This window comes from Niveispirillum fermenti (genome assembly GCF_052474395.1).
In genome coordinates this window covers 924,611-950,725 of sequence record NZ_CP156679.1, presented here as the reverse complement: position 1 = coordinate 950,725, position 26,115 = coordinate 924,611, and the positions used below count along the sequence as shown (strand labels likewise).

Below are 26,115 nucleotides of genomic sequence, written 5' to 3'. Positions count from 1 at the left end.
AGCCATGCGCCCCCTCCGCCTTGCCATTCCCGCCCTGGCCCTGCTTCTCGCCGCCCCGGTCACCGCGAAGGACAAGGCGGAAGGGGACAGGACCGTCGCCCTGTTGCAGGAACTGATCCGGTACGACACCACCAACGCACCGGGTGACACCACGAAGATCGCCGCCTATCTGGAAAGCCTGTTCAAGCCGCATGGGGTGGAGACGGAGATTATCACCGCCCCCAACGGCAAGGCCGCGCATTTCATCGCGCGGCTGAAGGGCGATGGCAGCCTGCCCCCCGTCCTGCTGGCCGCGCACACCGATGTCGTGCCGGCCCAGCGGGAGAACTGGACCGTCGACCCGTTCGCCGCCGTGATCAAGGACGGGTTCGTCTATGGCCGCGGCGCCCTGGACAATAAGGGTTCCGTCGCCATCTATGCCCGCGCCGTGCTGCGGCTGCTGGAAGACAAGGTGAAGCTGAAGCGCGACGTCATCTTCCTGGCGGAGGCGGATGAGGAGCAGGGACAGTACAATACCGGCTGGCTGGCGCAGCACCATTGGGACAAGATCGACGCGGCCGTGGCCCTGAACGAAGGGGGCGGCATCCTCACAGGCGCGGACGGCACGGTCCGTCAGGTGAATGTCTCTGTCGCTGACAAGCAGACCTTGAATTTGAAATTGGTGGCCAGGGGACCGGCGGCCCATTCCTCCTTCCCCCTGCCGCCGCTGACGACCGCCAACGGGCAGTTGATTGACGCCCTGCAAAAGATCGCCTTCGCGGAGACGCCGATCCGGCTGCTGCCGCAGACCGTCGCCTATTTCAAGGGCCTGGCCCGGATCTATCCCGGCCCGCTATCGGTGGCGGTGGAGAAATTGCTGGCGGCACAGGACGATGCGGCAAGGCTGGTCGCGGCGAAGGCCGTCATGGCGGCCCGTCCGGATGATGCGGTGACCCTGTCTGCCCTGATGCGCGATACGATGGTCGTTACCATGATCAATGCCGGGGTGAAGCCCAACGTCATCCCCGGCGAGGCCGAAGCCATCATGAATGCCCGCCTGATGCCGGGTGTCGATGTCTATGAATTCGTCGACCAGGTGAAAGCCCTGATCGGCAATCCCGCTATCGAGGTGGAGATCGTGAACTCACGCCCCAAGGAGGAACAGGCTGCCTTCTTCCGCGTGCGCAGCGCCATTCAGCCATCTTCCATCGAAACCGACCTGTTCCGGGCGCTGGAGGATCAGGCCAGACGGGTCTCGCAGGCAGAGGTGCTGCCCATGATGCTGCAGGCCTCCACCGATGCCGGGGCCTGGCGGTCACGGGGCATACCCGTCTATGGCATCTGGCCCTATCCTGTTGATCCCGACACGATGAGCCGCATCCACGGCCATGACGAACGTATCGCTGTGAAGTCCATCCATGAGGGGGTGGACTATGTCTATGGTGTGCTGAAACAGGTGGCGGCTGCACGCTGACCATGTCCCAGCCGGGAATGGCGACAGAACCTATGCTTTTGCGCTTTTCCGGAAATTTCCGGCGACAAGGCTGGGTCGGTTTGACACCGAAGAACCAACCCAGCCATATGCCCATATCGTTTCCTGCGTTTGGGTTCACGATTTTTGATGAGGATTCATCCATCAATATCAATGACTTTCCTTGATATCAGGGTGCAATTGTACCGTTTTCAATACAATCCGGGATATTTTCTTGGGGTTTATTTGCAGGAAAAATTTTGTATCCGAACGTATAAGTTCATATCCATTAATAAATATTAATTTGGTGTCCGGTGTTCGAATTAAAATCCGTCGACGAATGATTATAACCTTCCGATATGCTGAAAACGTCGAAAAGCTGCCGTAGGATTTATTTCGTTCGGTGGTGGTGCTTTCTGACGATCGGGGGGTAGCGATGTTGTTCGGTGGCAATCATGATGCGGAGGCGGTGCTTGCCGCCCTGAGCAAGGCGCAAGGCATTGTCGAGTTCACGCCCGATGGCGTGATCCTGGGTGCCAATCCCAACTTCCTGAAGCTGGTGGGCTACAGCCTTGAAGAGATCAAAGGCCGGCACCACAGCATGTTCGTGGACGAGGCCACGCGGAAGAGCCGCGATTATGCCGATTTCTGGCGGGCCCTGGGCGAAGGCCGCAACAGCGAGGTGCAGATGATCCGCCGCCTGGCCAAGGGCGGACGAGAGATCTGGATCCATGGCTGCTACAATCCGATCTTCGACCGGCGTGGCCGTGTCACCAAGGTTGTGAAGGTGGCGGCCGATGTCACGGCGGAATGGAAGCGTTCGCGTGAGGTCCATGGGCAGCTGGAGGCACTGGACCGTTCCCAGGCCGTCATTTCCTTCAGCATGGACGGCACCATTCTGGATGCCAACGAGAATTTCCTTAAGGTGATGGGCTACAGGCTGGATCAGGGGCAGGGCCGCCACCACAGCATGTTCATGGACCCGGCCGAGGCGGAGAGCCCTGCCTACCGTGCCTTTTGGGACGGGTTGCGGGCGGGGCGCTTCAGTCAGGCCGAGTTCAAGCGGCTGGCGGCTGGCGGACGCACGGTTTACATCCAGGCGACCTACAACCCCATTCTGGACGGTGACGGCAAGCCCTTCAAGGTTGTGAAGTTCGCTTCCGACGTGACGGCGGCTGTGGAGGCCCGTCACCGCAAGGAAGAGACACTGGAGGCCGTCCAGGCCTATTTGGGCGAGATCGTCTCCGCCGTGGAGCAATCCAACGACAAGGCCGAGAACGCTTCTGCCGCATCGCAGCAGACCTCCGTCAATGTCGCAGCCATCGCCAGCGGTTCCGAACAGCTCGACGCCTCCATCCAGGAAATCGCGCAGAGCATGACCCGGTCCAAGCAGGCGACGGAGAAGGCCTTCCAGGAGGCGAGTGTTGTCGACGAGGCCACCCGGCGTCTGCTGGACGGCACCCAGTCGATGGATGGCATCGTCAAGCTGATCGGGGAGATCGCCGGACAGATCAACATGCTGGCCCTGAACGCCACGATCGAAAGCGCGCGGGCGGGTGAGGCCGGGCGCGGCTTTGCGGTCGTGGCGGGAGAGGTCAAGTCGCTGGCCCGTCAGGCTGCCGATGCAACCCAGCGCATCTCGCGGGAGATTGTCGGGCTGCAAACGGTGGCCGGCGATGTGGCGGAGAAGCTGGATGCCATACGCGGGGCCATTGATGCCGTGCGCGGCTATGTCATCGGTACTTGCTCGGCCGTGGAGGAACAGAGCGCGGTTGCGCGCCTGATGAACAGCAACATGCATGGCGCGTCCGGCGCGGTCGCACAAATCCATCAGAACATGGACGAGATCACGGTTTCAACGCGCACGGCCAATCAGCGCATCGGCAATGTCCGCGATGCGCTGCGGCTGATCGCATGACCCTTTTTGCGGATCATCATGCAGGCGAGCCAGGGCCGGGGCCGGAATGTTTATCGGTCCCGGCCCTGGCTTTGCGCCCCTTGCCGCGGTTTTCCGATCACGCCGCGTCGCTGACCGCGGCGCTTTTGGCCTTGGCATAATCCCGCAGGCGCGGTGCCACCTGCTCGGCGAACAGGGTCAGGCTGTCCACGGTTTCGGCATGGTCGAGATAGCCGGCCTGCCCCAGCATCAGCATCCGGCCGATGCCGCCCACCTTGTCGGAGAAGCGTGACATCTGGTCATAAAGCTGATCCGGCGTGCCGGCGAACATGATGCCGCCATCGGCCATTTCCGCCAGGGACGGGTTGGCCGGCAGGCCGAAATTGATGCGCCCCGTCTTGCCCATGCGCAAGGCCATGGCGTTCATTTCCACGCTTTCATAGCCCGGCGGGTTGATCCATCCCTTGGGCGTGCGCGGCTGCACCTCCAGGTAGGGTTTCACCTTGGCCACGCGCTCCTGCACCTCCTTCTCGGTGCGTCCGCAGACCATGATGGCCAGATAGGCGAAACGGTCCAGCGGGGCGGCGCGGCCGTGGGTGTTGCGATATTCCTCCTTGTAGGCGTCAAACAGCGGCCTGGTTCCGGCGCCGTTGAAAAAGGTGGCACAGACATAGCCCAACTGGGCGATGCGCCGGCCCGTGGCTGCGCCCGATGCCGTGATCCACATGGGGGGCATGGGCTGCTGCAAGGGGCGGGGCCAGACATTGACATTGCGATAATTATAGAATTCCCCCTCCCAGGAGAAGGGGCCGCCCTTGTGGGTCAGCGCCTTGACGACGAAGTCGTGCGCCTCCCAGTACCGGTCCATGATGCGGGCCGGGCTCTGGTTTGACAGGGCCAGTTCGAAGGGCGAGGCCTTGACCAGCCCGATTTCCAGCCGCCCGCCGGAAATGGTGTCGATCATCGCCAGTTCCTCGGCGACGCGATAGGGGTCGGTCCGGTTGGTGACGGGCACGCCCAGGCACAGCAGGCGGGCGTTCTTCGTCTGCCGGGCCAGTATGGCCAGCGTCAGAAGGCAGGATGCTGACATGCAATTGGCCGAGGCATGGTGCTCATTCACCATGATGTTGTAGCCCAGCCTGTCCGCGACGACCCATTCGTCGAGATAGCGGTTATAGAGCTGGTGCGCGATTTCCGGGTCGCAATGGGCATTGTCGACCAGCACCTTGGTGGGGCCGGAAATGTCGTTCCAGGCCGGATGCATGGATTGTTCGCTGAAATGCCAGAATTCCATGGGTGCTCTCCCCTCGGGGCGTGGTTTTGGGGGACGGGGCGGGCCCGCGGGGTCCGCGGGCAGCGCCATGCCGGTTCAGGCTGCCAGGAACGTGTCGATATGGCTGGCGAAGGCGTCGGGTTGTTCCAGATAGCCGTAATGACCGGCCCCCCCGATCACTGCGAACTGCGCATCCTTGAAGGCGGCGGCATAGCGGCGGCCATATTCCACGCCCACCACCTTGTCATCAGCGCCCCAGAGCAGCAGGACCGGGACATTCACCCGGCGCAGGCGCCCCAGAAGCTTGGGATTGTAAAGGGTGGGAGACCAGCCGTAGAGCAGCAGCGCCTCGCGGTTGCGCACGAAGCGCGTCACTTCCGCATCGGTCATGTTCTTGAAATCAAAGCCGTGAAACAGGGCCTTGCCCTTTTCCGGGTCGTGGAAGAACAGCGACGGGATATCCTCCACCGTGGTGGCGAAGATGTCGGCGATGTCGCGCGTTTCCCGGTCGGAGACCTTCACCCCCACCGCGTCGATCAGGATCAGGCGGCGGATGCGGCCCGTGCCCATGGTCGCCAGTTCCGCCGCGATCCAGGCTCCGAACGATACGCCGACCAGAACCACATCCCGCAGGTCCAGCGCCTCCATCAGGTCCAGATAGATGTGGCAGAGATCGTCCACACCTGTCACCCCGGGCGGGCGTGGGCTGGCGCCGAAGCCGGGATGGGAAGGGACAATCACCTTGTGACCGGCTGCGGCCAGCCGTTCGACCAGCGCATCGCCGGCATCGACCCCGTGCCCGCCATGCAGGAACAGGAGCGGCCGCCCCGCACCCCGGGTCAGAAGTTCGATCGATGTTCCGGCAATATCAAGCCTGTCGGGAAATGCGGATCTGAACATGGCGTTTCCTGCTTCCTTCCTGTTCTTGTGTTGCCACCGGGACGGTTCAGGCCAATGCCTGGCGCAAGGCGGCACCCGCCCGGTCGATGGTTTCATGCGGCCGCTGGCGCAGGTGCTGGGCCAGATCGGCAATGGTGACGATCTTCAGCCCATGCCGTCGGGCGAAGCGCAGCAATTCGGGCGTGCGGGCCATGGACCCATCCTCGGCCACGATCTCGCACAGCACCCCGGCGGGACCACAGCCGGCCAGGCGCGCCAGATCCACCGCTGCCTCCGTATGGCCGGGCCGTTCCAGGACGCCGCCCGGCCGCGCGCGCAACGGGAACATATGTCCCGGGCGCATCAGGTCGTCCGGCCGTGTGGCGGGGTCGGTCAGGGCGTGGATGGTGGCGGCCCGGTCGGCGGCCGATACACCCGTGCTGGTGCCCCGGCGTGCATCGACGGAAACGGTGAAGGCGGTCTGATGGCGGTCGCTGTTGCTGGCCACCATCGGGGGCAGGTCCAGCGCGTCCACCCGTTCCCCCGTCAGCGCCACGCAGACGATCCCCGTCGTGTGGCGGACCATGAAGGCCATGGCAGCCGGCGTCGCATGCGCCGCCGCCATGATCAGATCGCCCTCGTTCTCCCGATGCTTGTCGTCCAGTACCACGACCATCTGGCCGCCGGCGATGGCGGCCAGCGCCTCATCGATCGTGTCGAAACCGATTTCCACAACATTATCCGTCACGATCATCCTCGTCATGGAATGAAATACGTAATACATTCCATTTAATAGAACGACTTCGATGGGTCAATAGCTGTCCGGGTGAGGATTTCGCATGTCGCCATGCGGTCCGGTCGGTCTCCCGCCGGTTCAGGCCCGTTCAAAGATCGCAGCCAGTCCCTGGCCACCGCCGATGCACATGGTTTCCAGCCCATAGCGAGCGTTCCGACGCTGCATGGCATGGAGCAGGGTGGCCAGGATGCGTCCGCCCGTTGCCCCGACCGGGTGGCCGAGCGAGATGCCGGAGCCTTGCACATTCAACCGGTCGAAATCGCCCGGTGTGAAATGCCAGCCGCGGGTACAGGCCAGGACCTGTGCCGCGAACGCCTCATTCAGTTCGATCAGGTCGATATCGGCCAGCCGCAGACCGGCGCGGTCCAGCGCCCTGGTGGTTGCCGGCACGGGGCCGATGCCCATCCGGTCCGGTGCCACCCCCGCAACGCCCCAGGAAACCAGCCGCGCCATGGGGTGCAGGCCAAGGGCGTCGGCCTTTGCCCGCGTGGTGACGATGCAGGCCGATGCCCCGTCATTCTGGCCGCTCGCGTTGCCCGCCGTGACGGTGGCGTCCCGGTCTTGGCGGATCAGAATGGGGCTCAGGTTGGCCAGGCTGTCCAATGTGGTCTCCGGACGGGGATGCTCGTCCCGTTCGATGATCACGTCGCCCCGGCGTCCCGGGACCGTCACGGGCACGATCTCGGCATCGAACAGCCCGGCCTGTTGGGCTGCGACGGCCTTTTCATGCGAGCGGCAGGCGAACTCATCCTGTTCCAGCCGGCTGATGGCATGGTCGCGGCGCAGGTTTTCCGCCGTTTCCAGCATGCCACCCGGTACGGGGAAGTTCAGCCCGCCGGCCGTCACGCGGCCCCGCGCCAGCGCGTCATGGAACATCATGCCGTCCCCGCGCACGCCCCAGCGATGGCCCGTGCTGTAGAAGGGCGCATTGCTCATGCTCTCAGCCCCGCCGGCCAGAACCAGATCGCTGGCGCCCGTGGCCACCTGCATCGCGGCATAGATCACGGCCTGCAATCCCGACCCGCAGCGCCGGTCGACCTGCAGGCCCCCGACCTCCACCGGCAATCCGGCGTCCAGCGCCACGACCCGGCCCAGGGCGGGGGCGTCCATGGATGGATAGCATTGGGCGAACAGCACATCCTCCACCGCCGCCGGTGGCAGGCCCGTGCGGTCCAGCAGGCCGCGCAGCAGGGCCGCGCCCATGGCCTGGGCCGACAGCCCCTTGAATTGTCCGCCGAAACGTCCGACGGGCGTGCGCAGCGGCACGCAGATGACGGTTTCTCGCACGGGAAAGGGCCTCCGGTCCTGTTGGGATTGCAGCGCCGCTTCCACGCCTCCTCTTCGGGTGTGGGCGGGTCGTATCGGGATAAACTATTGAAAGCGCTGGAAATATGGGGCCGACATTTTCTCATTTCGGCGCGAGAATATGGATGCCGCCGCACCGCGATGAAGAGATGTTGTGATGCAATATGGCATATATTCCATATTTCTTGCCTGTCGGCAGGGCATGAGCTAACCTCACCTCCGGGAGTGAAAGCCTTGGGCCAAAGAGGTGTGATCATGACGATTGGAAAAGGTCGTGTTACCCGCCGTATCCCCCCGTTGAACCCGCTGCGCGCCTTCGAGGTGGCGGCCCGCCATCTCAGCTTCACGCAAGCGGCCGACGAATTGTGCGTGACGCAGGGTGCCGTCAGCCGGTCGGTCAAGGCGCTGGAGGATTACCTGGGCGAGCCATTGTTCGAGCGCACGGGATATGGCCTGGCGCTGACGGAGCGCAGCGAGGCCTTCGCCATGCGCCTGTCTGACGGGTTCGTGCGCCTGTCGGAGGCCACGGATGAGTTTCTGGGCGTGCAGCCGCCGCCCGTGCTGACGGTCCGGGCCTACACCAGTTTCCTGATCGGCTTCCTGATCCCCAACCTGCCACACTTCCAGGTGCGGCATCCGGATATCAAGGTGAAGCTGATCTCCGCCACCGACAGTACGGAGTTCGGCCGCGACCAGGTGGATGTGCGCATCCGCTATGGCCGGGGACACTGGAAGAATGTGGACAGCACCCTGCTGTTCCGTGACGAGTTGCGGCCCGTCTGCAGCGCCAAGCTGCTGGACCCGGCGCGCCGTCCCTATCCCATCGACATCCTGAAGAACCATGTGCTGCTGCATCAGGAATTGCGGCGCGCGGACTGGCCCAACTGGCTGGCCCTGATGGGGGCGGAGGGGCTGACCCCGCGCGATCAGCTTGTCTTCGACGAGTTGAGCGTGGTCTACCAGTCCGCCATCTCCGGCGTCGGCATCGTCATGGCCCAGAAAGCCTATTTCCAGCGGGAGATTGCCGATGGCCACCTGTTCGAGCCGTTCGACGGTGTGCTGACGCGCGAACTGGGCTATTACCTGACCGTGCCGCACAGCCGGCGGGAGGCGCACCATGTCCGCGTCTTCAAGAAATGGCTGCTGGACACGCTGGCTGCCGCTGGCATCGGGGATCGTGCGCCGCCGGCCGCCGCTGCCGGCCCGGCCGACGGGGTGCGGCGTCCACCACCGCCATGGCCCGCCAACAGCCCCCTGGCCGGTGCGGGCGAGCGGCGGCTGGGCTAGAACTGTCCCTCCTGTCCAACAGGCGGATAGGCGGATATCCATTCTGCGACCATGACCCCCGCCCCTTGGCACCATCATCCCGACGCATCACAAGCAAGGGGCAGGGGGCGGGTATGGAAAAAGGGGTGCCGATCCGGGCCATCAGCCGGGCCATCGCGGCCTTGAAGGCCATCAACCGTCAGGGCTCGCTGACCATGATGGAGATCGCGCGGGCGGCCGACGTGCCTTATCCCACCGCCTGCCGGCTGGTCCAGACCCTGGTCTATGAAGGGCTGGTGGAGCAGGAGCCCGACCGCAAGCGCTATCGCCCCACAGCCCTGGTGCAGTCACTGGCCTATGGCTTCCAGGATGATGACCGGCTGGTGGAGGTGGCGCGGCCGCATATCGTATCGCTGACCCGGCGCATCGGCTGGCCCGTCGCCATCGCGTCGCGCGTGGGGCGCAACATGATGCTGCGTGACAGCACCCATGCCAACACCGCACTGACCTTCGAGCGCTATTATCCGGGTTTCACCCTGCCGGTGCTGGACAGCGCATCGGGCAAGCTGTCCATGGCCTATACGCCAGATGATGAGCGGGAAACCCTGCTGCGCTGGATGAAGGTGTCGCAGGAGGTCGATCCGGAATATCTGTCCGTCGCCCGTGCCGCCCTGAATGTGGAGCGTATCCGCGCCGCCGGCTATGCCGTGCAGGGCCGCAACCAGCACAATCTGACACCGGGAAAGACGGCTTCCATCGCCGTGCCCATCTTCGTGGGTGAGCATTTCAAGGCGGCGATGACCATGGTGTTCTTCGCCACCGCCATGAAGGTGGAGGCGGCGCTGGATCGCTATCTGGACGATCTGAAGGGTACGGCGGCCACCATCGGTACAGAGTTGAGCCTGGTGGCCGCGCAGAACCAGAAATGACGGCGGCAGGGCCGTACCCTGCCGCCGTCATCACCACTTCACTGCGCCTGGGGCGCCAGCGTGACCGGCTTATTCAGGCCGCCCAGCAGCAGGTTGGGCAGACGGCTATTGTCCCAATCCACCTCCTTGGGTGGATTGGGTCCCATGCGCAGCACGATCAGGCCGGCGGCGCGGGAAATCTGGACTGTCTGGTTGCTGTTGCCGTCGAACATGAACAGGTCCCGGTCCAGATAGGGCGCACTGTGCAGCACCTGCGGCCCGGGCGCGCCGGGCGCCCCGAAGCCACGCCGTTCCTGATAAGGCCCCGCAACCCAGACGCCCAGGCCGTAATGCGGGTTCTCCGCCGTGGCCGTCGCCATCTGGCGCACATAACCCTCGGGCAGCAGCCGCTTTCCGTCGGCCACCCCGTCATCCAGCAGCAGCCGGGCCATCAGCAGCCAGCTTCGCGCCGGCAGCATCATGCAGCAGCCCGAATGCGCCAGCCCGCCCGGCCGGTTCACCCAGACCTCGCCCCCCGGCGCGCCGATGGGGGCCAGCAGCTCGGTGCCGACAAATTCGGCATAACGCCGGCCCGTGGCGCGTTCGATCACCAGAGCCACCAGTTCGGAGGTGACGTTGGAATAACCGTAGCGGGAGCCCGGCGTCTGGGTCAGCGGATAATCGTTGACGATATAGTTCTCGTGATCGACGGCCAGGTAGGAAAGGTTCCAGGGGCTTTGCGGATCGGCGCTGAAGCCCTGGTCCAGCAGGCCCGTGCGCATGTCCAGCAGGTGGCGGATGAGGATCGCCTGCTTGGGTGTTCCCTTCCATTCGGTGATGAAATCCGACACGCTCTGGTCCAGCGAACGGATATGGCCCATCAGCAGGGCGCGGCCGATGATCATGGCCGTCATGGGCTTGGACAGCGACTTGGACACAAGCGGCGTGTCGGCCGCCGCACCATTGAAATAGGTCTCATCCTGGATTCGGTCATCATGCCAGACGATGAAGGCCTGTGCCCCGCTTTCGCCGGCATAGGCGCGGGCGGCGTCCAGTGCTTCCTGACGGATGGAACGGTCCTGTGGCCTGGCGGCGGGCAGGGTCGCCATCTGTTCGGCCCCGGCCACCTTTTCCCGCGGCTCGTACAGCTTTTCCAGCGACCCGCCGCCCATCAGGATGGACAGCCGCTTGGCATAGATTTCCGCGGGGCTGTCCTGCGCGACGCAGGCGCTGGCCGCGGCCAGCAGGGACAAAGCGGTGAAGGTGCCGGTCACAAGACGCTTCAAGCTCACATCCTCCCGTTTTACGCGGGTCCCCTTGGCAAGGGCCCGGCATCAATCCCGTATGCAGCTTCCCGATCAGGGAAAAAGACTGCGGGACCGCCTGAGGCGTCCCGCAGTCAGTTTTCGGGAACTGTAGTGTGCGGCACTGCGCGCAGCAGGCCGCAGGTGAACGATAGGCGTCCCCGACGGGGGCGCCAACCGTCCCGCCCCCTTTATCCACCCTGTGGCCAAATCGGGAGGCGCCGGTCGACCGAATGTACGACGGCCCGTCAAATGGACCCCGTGCAAAGCGCCTCGTCCGTCCATAGGCGGCGGGGATGATTACAGGATCCGGGGCGGGAGGTTTCATTGGTCGACGCGATTGTCAGGAAAGAGACGTTCAGGGTCGCGGTGCGCGCCGCCATCCACCTGGCGCTGGCGCTGGTCACGGCCGGGCTCGTGCCGGTGGCGGCAGCCCAGACCGGTCCCGACAAGGGGGAGCGCCTGTTCCTGCGCTGCCGCACCTGCCACGAGGTGGCCGAGGGCCGGCCCAACAAGGTCGGTCCCAATCTGCATGGCTTCTTCGACAAGCCGGCTGCCCAGGTGTCCGGCTTCAAATATTCCCAGGCCTTGCGCGACAGCGGCGTCGTCTGGGACGACGAGGCGATGCATGTCTGGTTGACCCACCCGACCGATCTGGTTCCGGGCACGACCATGGCCTTCATCGGCCTGCCGGACAAGGCCGACCGCGACGCGCTGATTGCCTATCTGCGCAAGGCCACCAACTGACATCACCCAGGATAAGATTAGAAAGGTTCTCCCATGATCCGAACGCAGGTGGTGATCGCCGGCGCCGGCCCGGTCGGGACGGTCGCGGCCTATTACCTGGCCCAGCAGGGCATTGATGTCCTGGTGCTGGAAGCCGGGCCGGACTGTGCCCATGACCTGCGTGCCTCCACCTTCCATCCGCCCACGCTGGAGATGCTGGACGAACTGGGGATCACGGATTTTCTGCTGGAACGCGGCCTGAAGGCGCCGGTCTACCATTACCGTGACCGGCGCACGGGTCAGGTGGTGGATTTCGACCTGGGCGAACTGGCGGACATCACCCGTTATCCGTACCGCCTGCAATGCGAGCAGTATCATCTGGCCCGTGCCCTTGCGGAACGGCTGGAAGCCCATCCCAAGGCCGACCTTCGCTTCAACAGCCGGCTGGTGTATCTGTCCCAGGGCGACGGGGGGGTCGATCTGGCCTTCGAGACGCCCTATGCCATCGAGAAGGTGCGTGCGGACTGGGTGATTGGTGCCGACGGTGCCAATTCCGCCGTGCGCAAGTGGCTGGGCATCGGGTTCGAGGGCTTCACCTATCCGGAGAAGTTCCTGTGCCTTTCCACGGCTGAACCGCTGGAGGATTACTTCCCCAATCTGGCGCATGTGAACTATGTCGCCGATCCGGAGGAATGGCTGGTGCTGCTGCGTGTGCCGTCGGTGTGGCGCATCCTGCTGCCGGCCGGTCCCAACTCCTCCGATGCGCAACTGGTGTCGGACGAGAACCGCGACCGTGTGTTCCAGCGCCTGATCGGAAAGACCGGCGTGCCCACCTATCACCGTACCATCTATCGCATGCATCAGCGCGTGGCGGAAAGCTTCCGCCAGGGCCGCGCCTTTCTGGTGGGCGACAGCGCGCACCTGAACAATCCGCTGGGCGGGTTCGGCATGAACAGCGGCATCCATGATGCCTTCAACCTGTGCCGGCGCCTGACCGCCATCATCAAGCAGGGCGAGGACGAAGCCAGCCTGGACCAGTTCAGCCGCCAGCGCCGGGGTGCCGCGCGAAGCTTCGTGCAGGCGCAGACCATCCAGACCATGGAGATGATGAAGGAAGGTCATGCCTCCGCGCAGGAGAAGCGCCGCGACGAAATGCTGGCCATCCGCAACGATCCTGCCCAGCGCCGTCAATTCCTGCTCCGGCAGGCGATGTTCCAGAGTTTGGCCGATGCCGCGGCCATCGCGTGAGCCATCTTCGACAAGCAAGGGGGACCCCGACCGATGCAGGGTGAAGGCAAGGACAGCCGCGGCTGGCGTAAATTGTTCGGCGTGCTGGGGCCCAGCACCAACACCACGGTGCAGCCCGATTACGATGACATGCGTCCGGCCGGGGTGACGAACCATTACAGCCGGATCATCGTTTCCAACGCCCAGGCCATCAGCAACGAGACGTTCCTGGCCGGCACGCAGGAAATCGCCAACAACACGGTGGAAGCCGTGAAATCGGTGATGAGCTGCAATCCCGACTATCTGGTGATGGGCATGTCGGCCATCACCTTCTATGGCGGGGCGGAAGGGGCGGCCAAGTTCCGCCGCCAGATCCGCGAGATCAGCGGTCTGTACCTGTCCACGGGGTCGGAATCGCTGGCAGCCGCCATCGCCGCCTATGGCGGGGTCAAGAAGGTGGCTTTCGTGTCGCCCTATTATCCCGTTGCCAACGAGCAGGTGCGCAACTTCCTGTCCGACTACGGGTATGAGACGGTGCGTGACGTGCCGCTGCAATGCCCGTCCTGGACCTCCATCGCCCAGGTCGGCACCCCCCGGCTGCGTGACGTGCTGAAGAAACTGGATGGCGACGACGTGGACGCCATCCTGCAGGTCGGCACCAACCTGTCCATGGTGAAGCTGGCGGCCGCGGCGGAGATGTGGCTGGGCAAGCCGGTCATTGCCATCAACACGGCGACATACTGGCACGCCCTGCGCGCCAACGGCATCCAGGACAAGGTTTACGGCTTCGGCCGGCTGCTGGAGGAGTTCTGATCCATGCTGAGCTATGATTACGTGCCGCTGCCCAAGCGCGGCCCCCTGCGCTGGCCTGATGGCAAGAAGGTCGCGCTGATCCTGACCTTCAACCTGGAAACCTGGGATCTGACGAAGGACACGGACAAGCCTTACTATGCCGGCGGTCCGGCCATCCTGCCGGACGTGCTGCCCGGCGACACGCCCGACTTTCCCAATTTCACCTGGCGTGAATATGGCCAGCGCGTTGGCATCTGGCGGCTTTACGACCTGTTCGATGAAATGGGTGTGAAGGCCAGTTGCACGACCAACGCCGTCACGTTCGAGCGGCGCAAGGAAATGGTCGATGCCTGCCTGGAACGCGGCTGGGAACTGCTGGCCCATAATTACGAACAGGGCGAGCTGCTGACCAATTTCGCCAAGGACCCCGCCAGGGAACGCGACATCATCCTGCGGTCGATCGAGATGTATGAGCGGCATGTGGGCCGCCGGCCCATCGGCTGGCTGTCGTCCTCGCTGCGCGGCACCTTGAACACGGCGGGCATCCTGGCCGAACAGGGTTTCCTGTTCTATTGTGACATCATGAATGACGACCAGCCCTATCCGTTGCGCACGGAGAACGGGCCGCTGGTGTCCGTGCCCTATTCCAACGAGATCAATGATTTCACCCTGCTGACCCGCCGCAACCTGACCACGGATGCCTTCCGCGATACGCTGATCGAGGAATTGTCGGTCCTGCGTAAGGAAGGGGCGAAGACGGCGCGGTTGATGAATGTCGGTCTGCACCCGCATGTCACGGGCCGCGCCTATCGTATCCGGGGCCTGCGGGAGTTTCTGGAGTATGCCAAGGGCCTGGACGATGTCTGGTGGCCGACGCGGGAGGAACTGGCCCGCTGGTATCTGGCCAACAGTGAAGGCCATATGCCGGGCTGACCTACCGGTGCCCCTGGCAAGGGGGGCGGTGAAGTCAGTGGTCTGACGGATGGGCGGCAATCCCGGTGATGACGGGGTTGCCGCCCATTTTCGCTTCCGGCCTGCCCCGTGGACCAGTTCATTCCTCCGTTTGCCCGTTCAGGGGTGATTTCAATGCGCGCAAATCCGCCCGACGGCAAAGACAGGTGAAATTCTTCCATCCGATCCGCCTAACCTTGTCCCAGAACGACAAACAGGCGGTGCCGGGGGCGGAACCTGGCACCGGATGGAGGATGAGAGGTTGGCTTTTACCGAGGCGAGCACGGCGGATCCGTCCGATGCGCAGACTTACACCGGCTGGTCCATCGATGCGGCCGCCAAGGTACGGGGGCGGCCGAACTCGATCGCGTTGTTCGACAGCACCATCGCTGAGCCCGTCGGTCTTCTGTCCGGGCTGCTGGCGGGGGGGCTGACGGGTGGCTTGCGCAGCCGGTTCGCCAGCGTCTTCGGGTCCGGTAACCCGCATCTGATCGCCGCCATCGCCGCGCGCTATGGACTGGCAGAACAGAGCGTGCTGACCACGACGGGGGCGATCAGCGGGCTGGATCTGTTGCTGGACATGCTGGTGGTGCCGGGGGCGCCCGTGCTGGTGGAGCGGCCCTGCTTCGATATCCTGCCCATCCTGGCCACCAGGGCCGGCGCGGCGGTGCGGTTCGTGGATCGTGCCCATCCCGGCTACGATATCGACATGGAGCAGGTGGAGCAGGGGTTCGCGGCCGGGGCCGGACTGTTGCTGCTGACCAACCTGCACAACCCGACGGGACGCCATCTGGGCGATGACCGGCTGCGGGAGATTGCAGCCCTGGCCGACCGGTTCGGCGCCCTGATCATCGTCGACGAGGTCTATCGCGGCTTCGCGGACCCGGCCGGCTGTGCGGCCACGCTGGCGCCCAATATCGTGACCGTCAACAGCCTGACCAAGCTTTATGGCCTGTTCAGCCTGAAATGCGGCTGGGTGGCCGGCGATGCCGGCCTGATCGCGCGTCTTCGCGCCCACCATGCCCATCGCGACCTGGGTGTTTCCAAACTGGCCCACGCCGTGGCGGCGGAGGTCATGGCCGACAGCGCGGCTTTCGATGCGCATTGGCGGGCCGTGCTGGAGCGAACCCGTCCGGTGCTGCTGGCCCATGCCGCCGCCATGCGCGCCGATGGCCTGATCGAGGGGGAGGTGCCGCCCCATGGCTGCATCTGGTTCCCGCGCCTGTCTGTGCCGCTGACCGGGCGGCAGGTTGCCGGCCACCTGTGGCAGGCGGCGGGGGTCCTGCCCGTGCCCGGGGAATTGTTCGGCGACGGCCGGCATCTGCGCATCGGCTTCGGCGCGGATGCCGGGCGGCTGGACCGGGGGCTGGGACTGCTGCACGCCCTGCTGCGGGGGGAACGGCCGTGACAGAAGATGAAAGTATCGCGCATCGATTTTGTCGTCTGACGGCCCTGATCCGGTAATCCATACCCGGGCGGCCGCCTGCTGGGTGGCAAACGGACCGGATCATTTCCAGGCGTGCATGGCAGCCTGAAAGCAATGCAAACACCGCCGGCAGCAAACCGGCGGAACAGGTCGAGAGCTTCGAAGGGGGAGCAAGAGGAAGATGAGGAACAGGTTGGCACTGGCCCTGATGACGGGCATTTCCTTCACCGCGCTGGGTTCCGTGGCCCCGGCGCAGACGGGTGGCGACGATCTCCAGCTTGAGGAAATCGTCGTTACCGGATCGCGTATCGCCCGCCCGGAACTGACGACCAGCCAGCCCGTGCAGGCGCTGGACGGGTCCGTCATCAATGCACGTGGCTTCCAGACGGTGGCGGACGCCATCAATGAACTGCCGTCCATCGGCATTTCCGACACCCCGCGTGGTGACCAGACGGGCAACAGCGTCGGGCGCAACTACATCAACATGTTCAACCTGGGCTCCCAGCGCACGCTGACCCTGGTGAATGGCCGGCGCTTCGTGTCGTCCAACCCGCTATCCACCGACGGGGCCAGCCCCGGCAACCAGGTCGACCTGAACAATATCCCGTCGGCCATGATCAAGCGGATCGAGACGGTGCAGGCGACCGGTGCCTCCGTCTATGGTTCCGACGCCATTGCGGGTGTGGTGAACCTGATCCTGAAGGATAATTTCGAAGGGGCCGAGGTCGATGTCCAGGGTGGCATCAGCGACCGTGGCGACCGCGAGAGCTATCGCGTGTCGGCGCTGGTCGGCGGCAATTTCGATCAGGGCCGCGGCAACCTGACCTTCGCCTTCGAACGGTCCAGGGAGCGCGGGCTGCTGAACACCGACCGCCCGTCCACGGCACGGGCGACGGCCACACCGGGCAATGCGGCCAATACCGGTCCCAATGACGGTATTCCGGCATCCATCACCATCAACGACCACCGCCTGTCGGAATTCAACCGCGACGGCGTGCTGTTCACCGCACCGGCACCTGTCCCGGCCCTGGCACTGACCATCCCCGACCCCAACGACCCGACAAAGCGCGTGCGCGCCCGGTTCGATGCCAACGGGAACATCGTGCCCTACAATGTCGGCACCTATTACACCTTCGCCTATGCTTCCGGCGGGGAGGGCTACAGCCTGGCGGAGGTTACATCCCTGCTGTCGCCGGTGGAACGCAACGTCGCCTATCTCAACGGCCATTACGACGTGACAGACCGGGTGAAGCTGACCTTTGAGGGGTCGGCCGCCTGGGTGGACGCCACGGAGCCGGCCAACCAGGGCGAGTTCAACACCACCTTGCAGACCGGCTCGTCCGCGGCCCTGCGCATCACGACGGAAAATGGCTTCCTCAGCGATCAGGCGCGGCAGGTTCTGGCCAGCCAGGGGCGTACGGCCTTCTTCCTGTCGCGTGCGCTGGATGACGTGCTGCCGGACAATGCGAAGGTATCCGCCAAGTCCGCCACGCAGCGCGCCGTGCTGGGCCTGGAAGGCACTTTCGATGTCGGCGACCGGGAGTTCTTCTGGAACGCCAGCGGCGTCTATGGCCACACGGGCGGCCATTACAGCACGGTGAAGGTCAACCAGACCCGCTTCACCTATGCCGTGGATGCCGTGAAGGATGCCTCGGGCGCCGTCGTCTGCCGTGTCACGCGCGACAATCCCGGCTCTGCCAACCCCGACATCGCCAATTGCCAGCCCTTGAATCTGTTTGGCTATGGCGCGCCGAGCGATGCGGCGCGTGACTATGTCAACGCCCTGTTCCGGCAGGATTACGACCTGGACCAGGCTGTGGGCACGCTGAACCTCGGGGGTGAGGTCTTCTCCCTGCCGGCGGGCGACGTGCGCATGGCGATCGGTTTCGAGCATCGGTACGAGAAGTCGGTCTTCTCGCCTAACGACGCCTCACGCAATGGCATCGGCCGCGACGTGCCGGTGGTGCCGGCCCGCGGTTCCTATGACACGAACGAATTCTACGGGGAAATGCTGATCCCCGTGATCGATCGCGACATGGAAATCCCGCTGGTCCGCAGCTTCGAGATCGAAGGTTCCATCCGCTATATCGACCATTCGCTGACGGGCAAGGACACGGCCTGGAACATCGGTGAGCGCTGGCAGGTCACGTCCGACCTGATGGTCCGCGCGTCCAACAGCCGCACCTTCCGCTCCCCCTCCGCGCTGGAACTGTTCCTGCCGCAATCCAGCATCGATGCCGACGGCCAGGACCCGTGCGACAGCCGTTTCGTGAATGTGGGTCCCAACCCGTCGGCGCGCCTTGCCAATTGCGGCGCGCTGTACAGCCAGATCGGCATCGGGCCGGGCGACACCTTCACCTCGCTGATCAGCAATGTGCCGCGCGCCGTGACCAATGGTGGCAATCCCGACCTCAAGCCCGAAGTGGCCGATAGCTGGACGGTCGGCACCGTTATCACCCCGTCCTTCGTCCCCAACCTGACGCTGACGGCCGACTGGGTGGATATCAAGATCAAGGATGCCATCACGACCTTCGACCTGACGGCCATCTTCTCCACCTGTTACGACGCGCCCACACCCGACCCGGCCATCTGCGGCCGTGTCACCCGCGATGCGGCGGGGCAGGTGATCGATGCCCGCCTGGGCTATGTCAATGCCGGCTACACCGACTTCGAGGCGCTGACCCTGACGGGGGACTACCATTTCGCGCTGGAGGATGTGGGCGTCACGGCCATTGCCGGCGACATCAGTCTGAACGCCATGGTCCAGTATACCAACAAGCTGGAAACCTCCGTGTCGGGCCTGGGTTACGATCTGGACAGCACGAACGGCGAATATGCCAACCCGAAATGGAAGGGACGCTTCACGGTCGGGTACAGCGACGGCAGCCTCAGCCTGGCCTGGACGACCAATTATCTGAGTGCCGCCGTCCACAACGTGACCTACACGTCGGAAGATCGCGACATCCTGGGGGTTGGCGCCTATTTCCGCCACGACCTGACCGGCAGCTATATCGTGAACGATACGCTGACGCTGCGGGCCGGGATGACCAATGTCTTCGACCGTGACCCGCCCTATCCGGTCGGGGCACAGGGCCTATACGACATTCTGGGTCGCAGCTTCTTTGTCGGCGCCAAGGTCAGTCTCTGGTAAAGGCGGTGGCCGGGCACGCGCCGCGCGCCCGGCCACATGTCTTGATGCAGGAGGGATCGACCATGGAAGGCAGCGGACTGATCACGCTGGATGCGGCGGCCGTCAGGGCGGGGCTGGATTATCCCGGCTGCATCGGCATGGTGCGAGAGGCCATGAAAACCCTGTCGGCCGGTGTGACGCTGCAATTACCGCGCAGCATCATCGACCTGGGCGGCGGGCGGCTGTTCGGGCAGATGCCGGGGGCGCTGGCCGGTGACGACCTGTTCGGTGCCAAGCTGGTCAGCGTGTTTCCCGAGCCCGAAAGACCGTCCATCCGCCGGCATCGCGGTCTGGTCGTGCTGTTCGACCCCGTCGATGGCCGGCCCGTCTGCGTCGCGGATGCCGAGGAAATCACCCATATCCGCACGGCAGCCGCCACGGCGGTGGCCACCGATGCGCTGGCCCGGCGCGATGTGCGCAACCTGTTGCTGATCGGCACGGGCAGCCAGACCAGGACCCACCTGAAGGCGTTGCCGCTGGTCCGCGATTTCCAGCATATCCTGATCTGGGGACGCGACACGGAAAAGGCGGCCGGCTTGGCGGCCGATGCCGCCCGGCAGGGCCTGCCGGTCTCCGCCGTCACCGATCTTCCATCCGCGGTGGCCGATGCGGAGGTCATCTGCACCCTGACCGGGGCCAGCCAGCCCGTGCTGCTGGGGGAATGGTTGCGGCCGGGCGTTCATGTCAATCTGGTCGGGTCCAGCGTGCCCGGCCCCGTGGAGGTGGATGGCGAACTGGTCCGCCGCTGCCGCTACATTGTCGACAGCCGTGCCAACGCGCTGGTGGCCGCCGCGGAATTCCTGGCCGCCCGGCAGGCCGGGCTGGTCGATGACCAACATATCGTGGCCGAGATCGGCGAGGTGCTGCTGGGTCGTGTCACGGGCCGGCGCGACGATACCGACATCACCGCCTACAAGTCGCTGGGCCATGCCGTGCAGGATCTGGCCGCGGCCGCCCACCTATACCGGAGATCCCTGGAAAGATGACGTTTCCCCTGCTGCGCGCGGGCCTGCTGGCCGGCACCATCCTTGCCGGTCTGGCCCTGACCCTTCCGGCCGCTGCCGGCATCGAGCGCCTGAGCGTTATTGCCGGCGGGGAGAAGGTCGGGTTCGTCGAGGCGGTGATCGACGGTGACAGCGTCACCATCCGTCATGACGTGAAGAATAACGGGCGCGGCCCGACCATGGCCGAAACGCTGGTCCTGGACCCGGCCACGGGGCTGCCGCAGCAGTGGGTATTGTCCGGCACCTCCACCTTCGGCAGCCCTGTGACCGAACGGTTCACCCGCGACGGGACGGGGGCCGCCTGGGCGGATTCCATGGGGCAGGGAAGGGCGGCCGGCCATGACCGGCCGCTTTATGTGGGCCAGTATGCCAGCCCCTGGGCCCTGGGTCTCTATGCCCGCGCGCTGCTGCGCGATGGCGACCGGCGCATTCCCACCCTGCCGGCCGGTGAGTTGAGCCTGGAGGAACTGGGCAAGGTCGATGCCGGCAAGGTCAGCTACGACGCCTATCTCATCAAGGGTATCGACCTGGAGCCGTCCATCGTGCTTCTGGACGGTGATGGCGGGCTGTTCGCCGAGATATCGGCCGGCGGGGTGGTGGTGCGCGAAGGGCACGAGGATACGGCCGACACACTGCGCCATGCCGCCGAGCGCATCGAGGCCGATCGTCATGTCTCCCTTCAACAACGGCTGGCCCATCGTTTCGACCAGCCGGTACGCATCCGCGACGTGCGCATTTTCCAGCCGGAGACGGGAACGCTGTCGGACCCGGTTTCCGTCGTGACCTTCCGCAACCGCATCGCCGCGGTACAGCCGCTGGACACTCCCGCGACGCCGGGCGAGGTGCTGGTGGAAGGGGAAGGCGGCACCCTGATGCCGGGGCTGCACGACATGCATGCCCATGTCAGCCTGCAATCGGCCCTGCTTTACGTCGCCGCCGGCGTCACCAGTGTGCGTGACATGGGCAATGGCAACGACGTGCTGCTGAACCTGACCGACCAGATCGAGGCCGGCCGCGTGGCGGGTCCGCGCATTGTGCGCAACGGCTTCATCGAAGGTCGCAGCCCCTATTCCGCGCGCAACGGTATCGTGGCCGACAGCCAGATGGCGGCGCTGGACGCGGTACGCTGGTACGCCGCCCGAGGCTACCGACAGATCAAGATCTACAATTCCGTGAACCCCGAATGGGTCCCGGTCATGGCTGAGGAGGCGCACAGGCTGGGGATGGGCGTGACCGGGCACATTCCGGCCTTCACCAATGCCGATGCCATGATCAGGGCCGGCTATGACGAGGTGACGCATGTCAACCAGGTTATGCTGGGCTGGGTGCTGAAACCGGACGAGGATACGCGCACCCCGCTGCGCCTGACGGCCATGGCGCGTACGGGCGGGCTGGACCTGGACGGGCCGGCCGTGCGACGCACGCTGGCATCCATGGTGGAGAGGGGCGTCGCCCATGACCCCACGGCCGTGACGCTGGAATTGCTGATGCTGAGCCGCAACCGGGTGGCCTGTCCCTGCGTGGCCGACTATATCGACCATCTGCCCATCGGCCTGCAGCGCCGCCGCATGAATGCCATCGCCCCCATCCGGGATGCGGCGGACGATGCCGCCTATCAGGCCGGATTCCGCAAGGTGCTGGAGGTGCTGAAGCTGTTCCATGACAGTGGCATCCGGCTGTTGCCGGGCACTGACGACCATACGGGCCTGTCACTGCACCGGGAGCTGGAACTCTATGCCAAGGCTGGCATCCCGGTTGCCGAGGTGTTGCGGCTGGGAACCCTGGGACCGGCCGAATATCTGGGGCGCGACCAGCAGCTTGGCAGCATCGCCAGGGACAAGCTGGCCGATTTCTTCCTGGTGGACGGCAACCCGCTGGAGGAACTGGGCGCCATCCGTCGCATCCGCATGGTGGTGAAGGACGGCGTCGTCTATTACCCGGCGGAGATTTATGATGCCGTGGGCATCCGGCCCTTCGCGCCGCCGCCCCGTGTCACCGTGCCCGACGGGCCGGGGCGGCGGGCCGATGCGCTTCAGGCGCCGCCGCACGACCATGCACATGAATACGGGGTGCAGACCGCTTATTGACCGGCGGTTGCCGCAAGACCGGTGCCTATCCTGCGCGCAGCAGGATGCGGCGGGCGCGTTCCACAACGGGCAGGTCGATCATGGCGCCGTCCAGGGCCGTGACACCCTGCCCCGTGGCGGCGGCCTGTTCCCATCGGATCAGGATGGCCCGCGCGGCATCGATCTGGGCTGAACTGGGCCTGAAACTCTCGTTCAGCACGGCGATTTGCGCCGGATGGATGCACAGGGCACCGGCCAGCCCCATGGCCCGTGCCCGCCGCGCGCCCGCGCAATAGGCTTCCAGATCCTGGAACCCGGCCAGGGAGATGGGCAGGCCCCAGGCCGGCAGGTCATGGGCTGCGGCAGCCAGGGCCACCTGGCGGCATGGCAATTCCAACACTTCCGGCGTCGGTTCCACGGCCAGGGCGGCGGCGAAATCCTCCCCCCCGAAGGCCAGCCCGGCCAGCCGGGGTGCGTCGGCGATTTCCGCCAGCCGGGCCAGCCCCAGCGGCGTTTCGATAAGCGGCACCAGACTGATGCCGCCGACCGGCAGGCCGGCATCGGCCTCCCCTTCCGCCAGCATGTCGGCCAGGACCGAAAGCCGGGCCACATCTTCCGCCTTGGGCACCATCACGGCGGCCACACCGGGCAGGATGGCGGCGGCGAGGTCCGGCACCGCTGCCCGCCAAGCGGCGTTGATGCGGACCAGCACGGCCACGTCCTGGGCGGCCAGGGCCGGGACGTGGCGGGCAAGCCCGGCCCGCGCCATTTCCTTGCCCCCCGGCGGCACCCCGTCCTCCAGATCGATGATCACGGCGTCGGCGCCGCGTGTCGCCGCCCTGGCCAGCTTGGCCGGTGCGTCGCCGGGCACGAACAGCAGGGAACGCCAGTTCGCGGCCCGCATCATGCCACCTCCAGCTCGGCCTGCATGGCGACGCCGCCTTGCATGTCCGCCGTCCATAGCAGGCAGGGGCCCGCCGCCGGCCGGGTCAGGCAAAGCTCGAACGGATCGGTATCGAACAATGGGGCCCGGCCCCGGAAATCGAACCGCGCCACCGTGGCACCGGGCACGCTGCGCCGGAAATGGTCGATCAGCAGCACGGCCTGATAGGGTCCATGGACCACGAGACCCGGATAGGCTTCGACATCGCGGGCATAGTCGCGGTCGTAATGGATGCGATGGCCGTTGAAGGTCAGGGCGGAAAAACGGAACAGCCGTACCGGATCGGCCGTCAGGCGCCGTTTGGCATCCGGTGTCTGTGCCGCCGGCAGGCGGCGCACCGGCGCCGGACCGGCGGAGGGGTCGGCGGCCACGCGATAGACGATGTCATGTTCTTCGGAGACGGCCGACCGGCCATCGGCGCTTACCTCATGCTGCACCGTCACGAAGACCAGGGGGCCTTCCTTGCCCTGCTTGGTCGTCACCGACAGGATCGTGGATACCCGTTCCAGCATCGCGCCCAGCGGGATGGGCGCCTGGAAGCGCAGGCGGCCGCCGGCCCACATGCGGCGCGGCAATGGCACAGGCGGCAGGAAGCCGCCCTTTCGCGGGTGCCCGTCCTCCCCGATGCCGGCCTGGGCCACAGAGGGTAGGAAATAGAGCCAATGGCCCAGAGGCGGCAATGTGTCTGCCGGTGCCCCTTCATGGTCCAGCAACGCCTCCAGCCCCCGCAAGGGGGCTTCCGTGGCGATGTCGGTCTGCCGTTCAGTGCGTCCGATCCAGTCGGCGTAATCGGTGATGCCGTTGGCCGGATGGCCTGGCGCGTCGCTGTTTGTCATGAGGTGCCCGGACAGCCAGAAGATTGGGGCCGGAATAGTAGGCGCGCCGGATGCCATGCGTCCAAGATAGAGTGGGGGCAATCACCATGCCGGAAAGGTATGGGCCGAAATATGGAAGCCACCGGCCATGGGTGATGGCCGATAGCATCCATATCCGGCCTTTACTGCGCCAGTTCCTCGCCGATGGCTTCGCTGGTCTCATCCCTGACGGACAGGGCTTCGGCCTCCTGCTGCACGACACGCAGCACGCGGGCGATGAATTCCTGGTTCCAAAGGCCGCGCTCCGCCGCCTGCGCCTTGGAGGGAACGAAGGTGTCGATCTCCTCCCCGGTCACGATGCCCTTCGCCGCCAGAAGCCGTTCCAGCGTGTCCAGCCGCTGGCGGGTGACCGCCAGTTCGCCGGCCAGCGTCATGGCGATGGCCATGGCGCGTTCGGCCTCCCAATTGTCCAGGAATTGCGGGCGCTTGCCCGTGGGTTTGGCCGATGCGCCGGCCAGGGCCTGTTGGATCGACATCACGCAACCTCCTTGCGGGCACCCACGACGTGCCATGCGGCCTTGCGGCCATAATCCTCGCCATTGTCATCGGCGGCATCGGGGAAGACGGACTTGTCCACCACGGCCGTCACGCCGCCATGGATCAGGTTTTCCTTGGCAAAGCCGGCCTGCACTATCCAGGCATTCAGGTCCGCCTCGTGCATCTTGGTCCAGAACGGCTCGGCATTATAGAAGGCGTCCCAGTCACGCATCGCCTGTTCGAACAGCGGCATTTCCGGGGAATATTGCGGCTGTTCGACATGCAGCACGATGCCGCCCGGCGCCAGCAGCCGATGCGTCTCGTTGAAGATGCGCTGCATGGAACCATAGCTGGTTTCGTGCAGGAACATGGTCGTCTGCACCCAGTCGAAGCTGCCATCGGCGAACTGCGGCAGGTTCTCGACATTGGCCTGCACGAAACGCACATTCTCCACGCCCAGGCTTTTGGCACGGGCCAGACCATAGCGGAGCATGGGCGCGCCGACATCGACGCCGATCACCTCGGCTTCGGGGAAGGCCTGGGCCAGGGGCAGCACGTTGTGGCCAAGCCCGCAGCCCATATCCAGGATGCGCTTGGGCTTGAAGTCCGGCAGGTTGCGTGCCACCCAGCGGGCTACGGCCTGACCGCCGCCATCAGACCATTGCCCCAGCATGCCGCCGGTGGTGGCGAACAGGCCGCTGTCGTAATTGGCGGCATTGGCCACGTCGCCGGGCCCATATTCGGTGTGGTAGCTGCCCGGCATGCAATGATGGTCGATGGCAGCCACATAGCGCGGCAGTTCCAGCGACGGGTCCAGTTGCAGGCGCGGATCACCATCGGTCAGGGCGGCGGCGCGTGCGGCCAGTTCCTCGCGCTGACGCAGTGCCACCCATCGGCCGGCCTGCTGGCGCATTTCCATGGTGTTGCGGCGAAGCGCCGACCAGACCTGCCAGTACGGGTCCTGGACCAGGGCGCGGCGCACGTCGTGGCGGTTCTTGAAATCCCGGCCGGGCGCGATCCGCGCCTCGAACGCCGCCTTCACGGCCGGCATCACGCGGCCGGCCAGATGGCGGTTCATATGGGCCAGGAAATTGAACCGCTCGATCTCGTCATGCGTCATTTCCGGGAAGATGCCGTGCCGGCCGACGACGCGGTAGTCGGGAGGGCCATCATAGGCCGCCACCAACGCCCCCTCGCGATCATCCACGGGCTTGCCAGAGCCATCCATGATCAACCTCCACCATTCTTGGAACAGGCGACATTGCCGTTTCGACAGGAAGCTTAGGGCCGGTCTCGCCAGCGTGTCCCACACCCAGTTGTCATTCAGCACAAATCATATTTGTGTGTGTGGTCCCTGTTC

Annotated in this window: 21 protein-coding genes; 12 read left to right on the top strand and 9 right to left on the bottom strand. The window is 65.2% G+C overall.

The genetic code is table 11. The features are described from left to right. Positions 1–4: 4 nt before the first annotated feature. The gene (locus ABC728_RS08405; protein ID WP_416621179.1) at positions 5–1,453 is read left to right on the top strand and encodes a M20/M25/M40 family metallo-hydrolase; all 1,449 of its coding nucleotides are present in this window, start codon (positions 5–7) and stop codon (positions 1,451–1,453) included. Between the two features lie 433 nt (positions 1,454–1,886). Further along, on the top strand, positions 1,887–3,368 hold the full coding sequence (locus ABC728_RS08400; protein WP_416621178.1) for a methyl-accepting chemotaxis protein: 1,482 nt from the start codon (positions 1,887–1,889) through the stop codon (positions 3,366–3,368). 97 nt (positions 3,369–3,465) lie between these two features. Here the strand turns inward: ABC728_RS08400 and ABC728_RS08395 are convergent, their stop codons facing one another. From ABC728_RS08395 to ABC728_RS08380, 4 genes are all read right to left on the bottom strand, one after another. Next, positions 3,466–4,641: an LLM class flavin-dependent oxidoreductase gene (locus tag ABC728_RS08395; protein WP_416621177.1), complete on the bottom strand. Its 1,176-nt coding sequence runs from the start codon at positions 4,639–4,641 to the stop codon at positions 3,466–3,468. 75 nt (positions 4,642–4,716) lie between these two features. Continuing rightward, positions 4,717–5,520, bottom strand: a complete 804-nt coding sequence (locus tag ABC728_RS08390; protein WP_416621176.1) for an alpha/beta fold hydrolase — start codon at positions 5,518–5,520, stop codon at positions 4,717–4,719. 46 nt (positions 5,521–5,566) lie between these two features. Continuing rightward, positions 5,567–6,247, bottom strand: a complete 681-nt coding sequence (ribB, locus tag ABC728_RS08385) for a 3,4-dihydroxy-2-butanone-4-phosphate synthase (protein WP_416621175.1) — start codon at positions 6,245–6,247, stop codon at positions 5,567–5,569. Positions 6,248–6,373: 126 nt separating this feature from the next. Beyond that, complete coding sequence (locus tag ABC728_RS08380) at positions 6,374–7,582, bottom strand: acetyl-CoA C-acetyltransferase (protein WP_416621174.1); 1,209 nt, start codon at positions 7,580–7,582, stop codon at positions 6,374–6,376. 273 nt (positions 7,583–7,855) lie between these two features. On the opposite strand from ABC728_RS08380, the gene gcvA reads away from it, so the two are divergent. After that, positions 7,856–8,887 carry a transcriptional regulator GcvA gene (gene gcvA, locus ABC728_RS08375; protein ID WP_416621173.1) on the top strand — a complete coding sequence of 344 codons (1,032 nt, stop codon included), beginning with the start codon at positions 7,856–7,858 and terminating at the stop codon, positions 8,885–8,887. Between the two features lie 125 nt (positions 8,888–9,012). Continuing rightward, entirely contained in the window at positions 9,013–9,795 is a 783-nt protein-coding gene (locus ABC728_RS08370) for a helix-turn-helix domain-containing protein (protein ID WP_416621172.1), read from the top strand. A 38-nt stretch (positions 9,796–9,833) separates the two neighbouring features. Here ABC728_RS08370 and ABC728_RS08365 read toward each other — a convergent pair whose 3' ends face one another. Then, positions 9,834–11,060 (bottom strand): serine hydrolase domain-containing protein, encoded by a 1,227-nt coding sequence (locus tag ABC728_RS08365; RefSeq protein WP_416621171.1) that lies wholly within the window; start codon positions 11,058–11,060, stop codon positions 9,834–9,836. Positions 11,061–11,405: 345 nt separating this feature from the next. On the opposite strand from ABC728_RS08365, the gene ABC728_RS08360 reads away from it, so the two are divergent. The 8 genes from ABC728_RS08360 to ABC728_RS08325 all read left to right on the top strand — a co-directional run bounded on the left by ABC728_RS08360 (position 11,406) and on the right by ABC728_RS08325 (position 22,481). Then, positions 11,406–11,825: a c-type cytochrome gene (locus ABC728_RS08360; RefSeq protein ID WP_416621170.1), complete on the top strand. Its 420-nt coding sequence runs from the start codon at positions 11,406–11,408 to the stop codon at positions 11,823–11,825. Between the two features lie 33 nt (positions 11,826–11,858). Continuing rightward, complete coding sequence (locus tag ABC728_RS08355) at positions 11,859–13,052, top strand: FAD-dependent oxidoreductase (protein WP_445376345.1); 1,194 nt, start codon at positions 11,859–11,861, stop codon at positions 13,050–13,052. 33 nt (positions 13,053–13,085) lie between these two features. After that, a complete protein-coding gene (locus tag ABC728_RS08350; protein ID WP_416621168.1) occupies positions 13,086–13,844 on the top strand; it encodes a maleate cis-trans isomerase family protein in 759 nt (252 codons plus the stop codon). Between the two features lie 3 nt (positions 13,845–13,847). Continuing rightward, a complete protein-coding gene (locus ABC728_RS08345; protein ID WP_416621167.1) occupies positions 13,848–14,756 on the top strand; it encodes a hypothetical protein in 909 nt (302 codons plus the stop codon). A 280-nt stretch (positions 14,757–15,036) separates the two neighbouring features. After that, positions 15,037–16,182 (top strand): pyridoxal phosphate-dependent aminotransferase, encoded by a 1,146-nt coding sequence (locus ABC728_RS08340; protein WP_445376344.1) that lies wholly within the window; start codon positions 15,037–15,039, stop codon positions 16,180–16,182. Positions 16,183–16,381: 199 nt separating this feature from the next. Beyond that, positions 16,382–19,351, top strand: a complete 2,970-nt coding sequence (locus ABC728_RS08335) for a TonB-dependent receptor domain-containing protein (protein ID WP_416621165.1) — start codon at positions 16,382–16,384, stop codon at positions 19,349–19,351. A gap of 62 nt (positions 19,352–19,413) precedes the next feature. Beyond that, a complete protein-coding gene (locus tag ABC728_RS08330) occupies positions 19,414–20,376 on the top strand; it encodes an ornithine cyclodeaminase family protein (RefSeq protein WP_416621164.1) in 963 nt (320 codons plus the stop codon). Beyond that, positions 20,373–22,481 (top strand): amidohydrolase family protein, encoded by a 2,109-nt coding sequence (locus ABC728_RS08325; RefSeq protein WP_416621163.1) that lies wholly within the window; start codon positions 20,373–20,375, stop codon positions 22,479–22,481. The genes ABC728_RS08330 and ABC728_RS08325 overlap by 4 nt, the downstream gene beginning before the upstream one ends. Positions 22,482–22,506: 25 nt before the next feature. Here the strand turns inward: ABC728_RS08325 and ABC728_RS08320 are convergent, their stop codons facing one another. The 4 genes from ABC728_RS08320 to ABC728_RS08305 form a co-directional block, all read right to left on the bottom strand. Continuing rightward, complete coding sequence (locus ABC728_RS08320; RefSeq protein WP_416621162.1) at positions 22,507–23,367, bottom strand: HpcH/HpaI aldolase/citrate lyase family protein; 861 nt, start codon at positions 23,365–23,367, stop codon at positions 22,507–22,509. Further along, positions 23,364–24,239 (bottom strand): FAS1-like dehydratase domain-containing protein, encoded by an 876-nt coding sequence (locus ABC728_RS08315; protein WP_416621161.1) that lies wholly within the window; start codon positions 24,237–24,239, stop codon positions 23,364–23,366. The genes ABC728_RS08320 and ABC728_RS08315 overlap by 4 nt, the downstream gene beginning before the upstream one ends. Positions 24,240–24,400: 161 nt before the next feature. Next, positions 24,401–24,754 (bottom strand): hypothetical protein, encoded by a 354-nt coding sequence (locus tag ABC728_RS08310; RefSeq protein ID WP_416621160.1) that lies wholly within the window; start codon positions 24,752–24,754, stop codon positions 24,401–24,403. After that, positions 24,754–25,983, bottom strand: a complete 1,230-nt coding sequence (locus ABC728_RS08305; RefSeq protein WP_416621159.1) for a class I SAM-dependent methyltransferase — start codon at positions 25,981–25,983, stop codon at positions 24,754–24,756. Before ABC728_RS08305 ends, ABC728_RS08310 begins: the two co-directional genes overlap by 1 nt. Positions 25,984–26,115 lie beyond the last annotated feature (132 nt).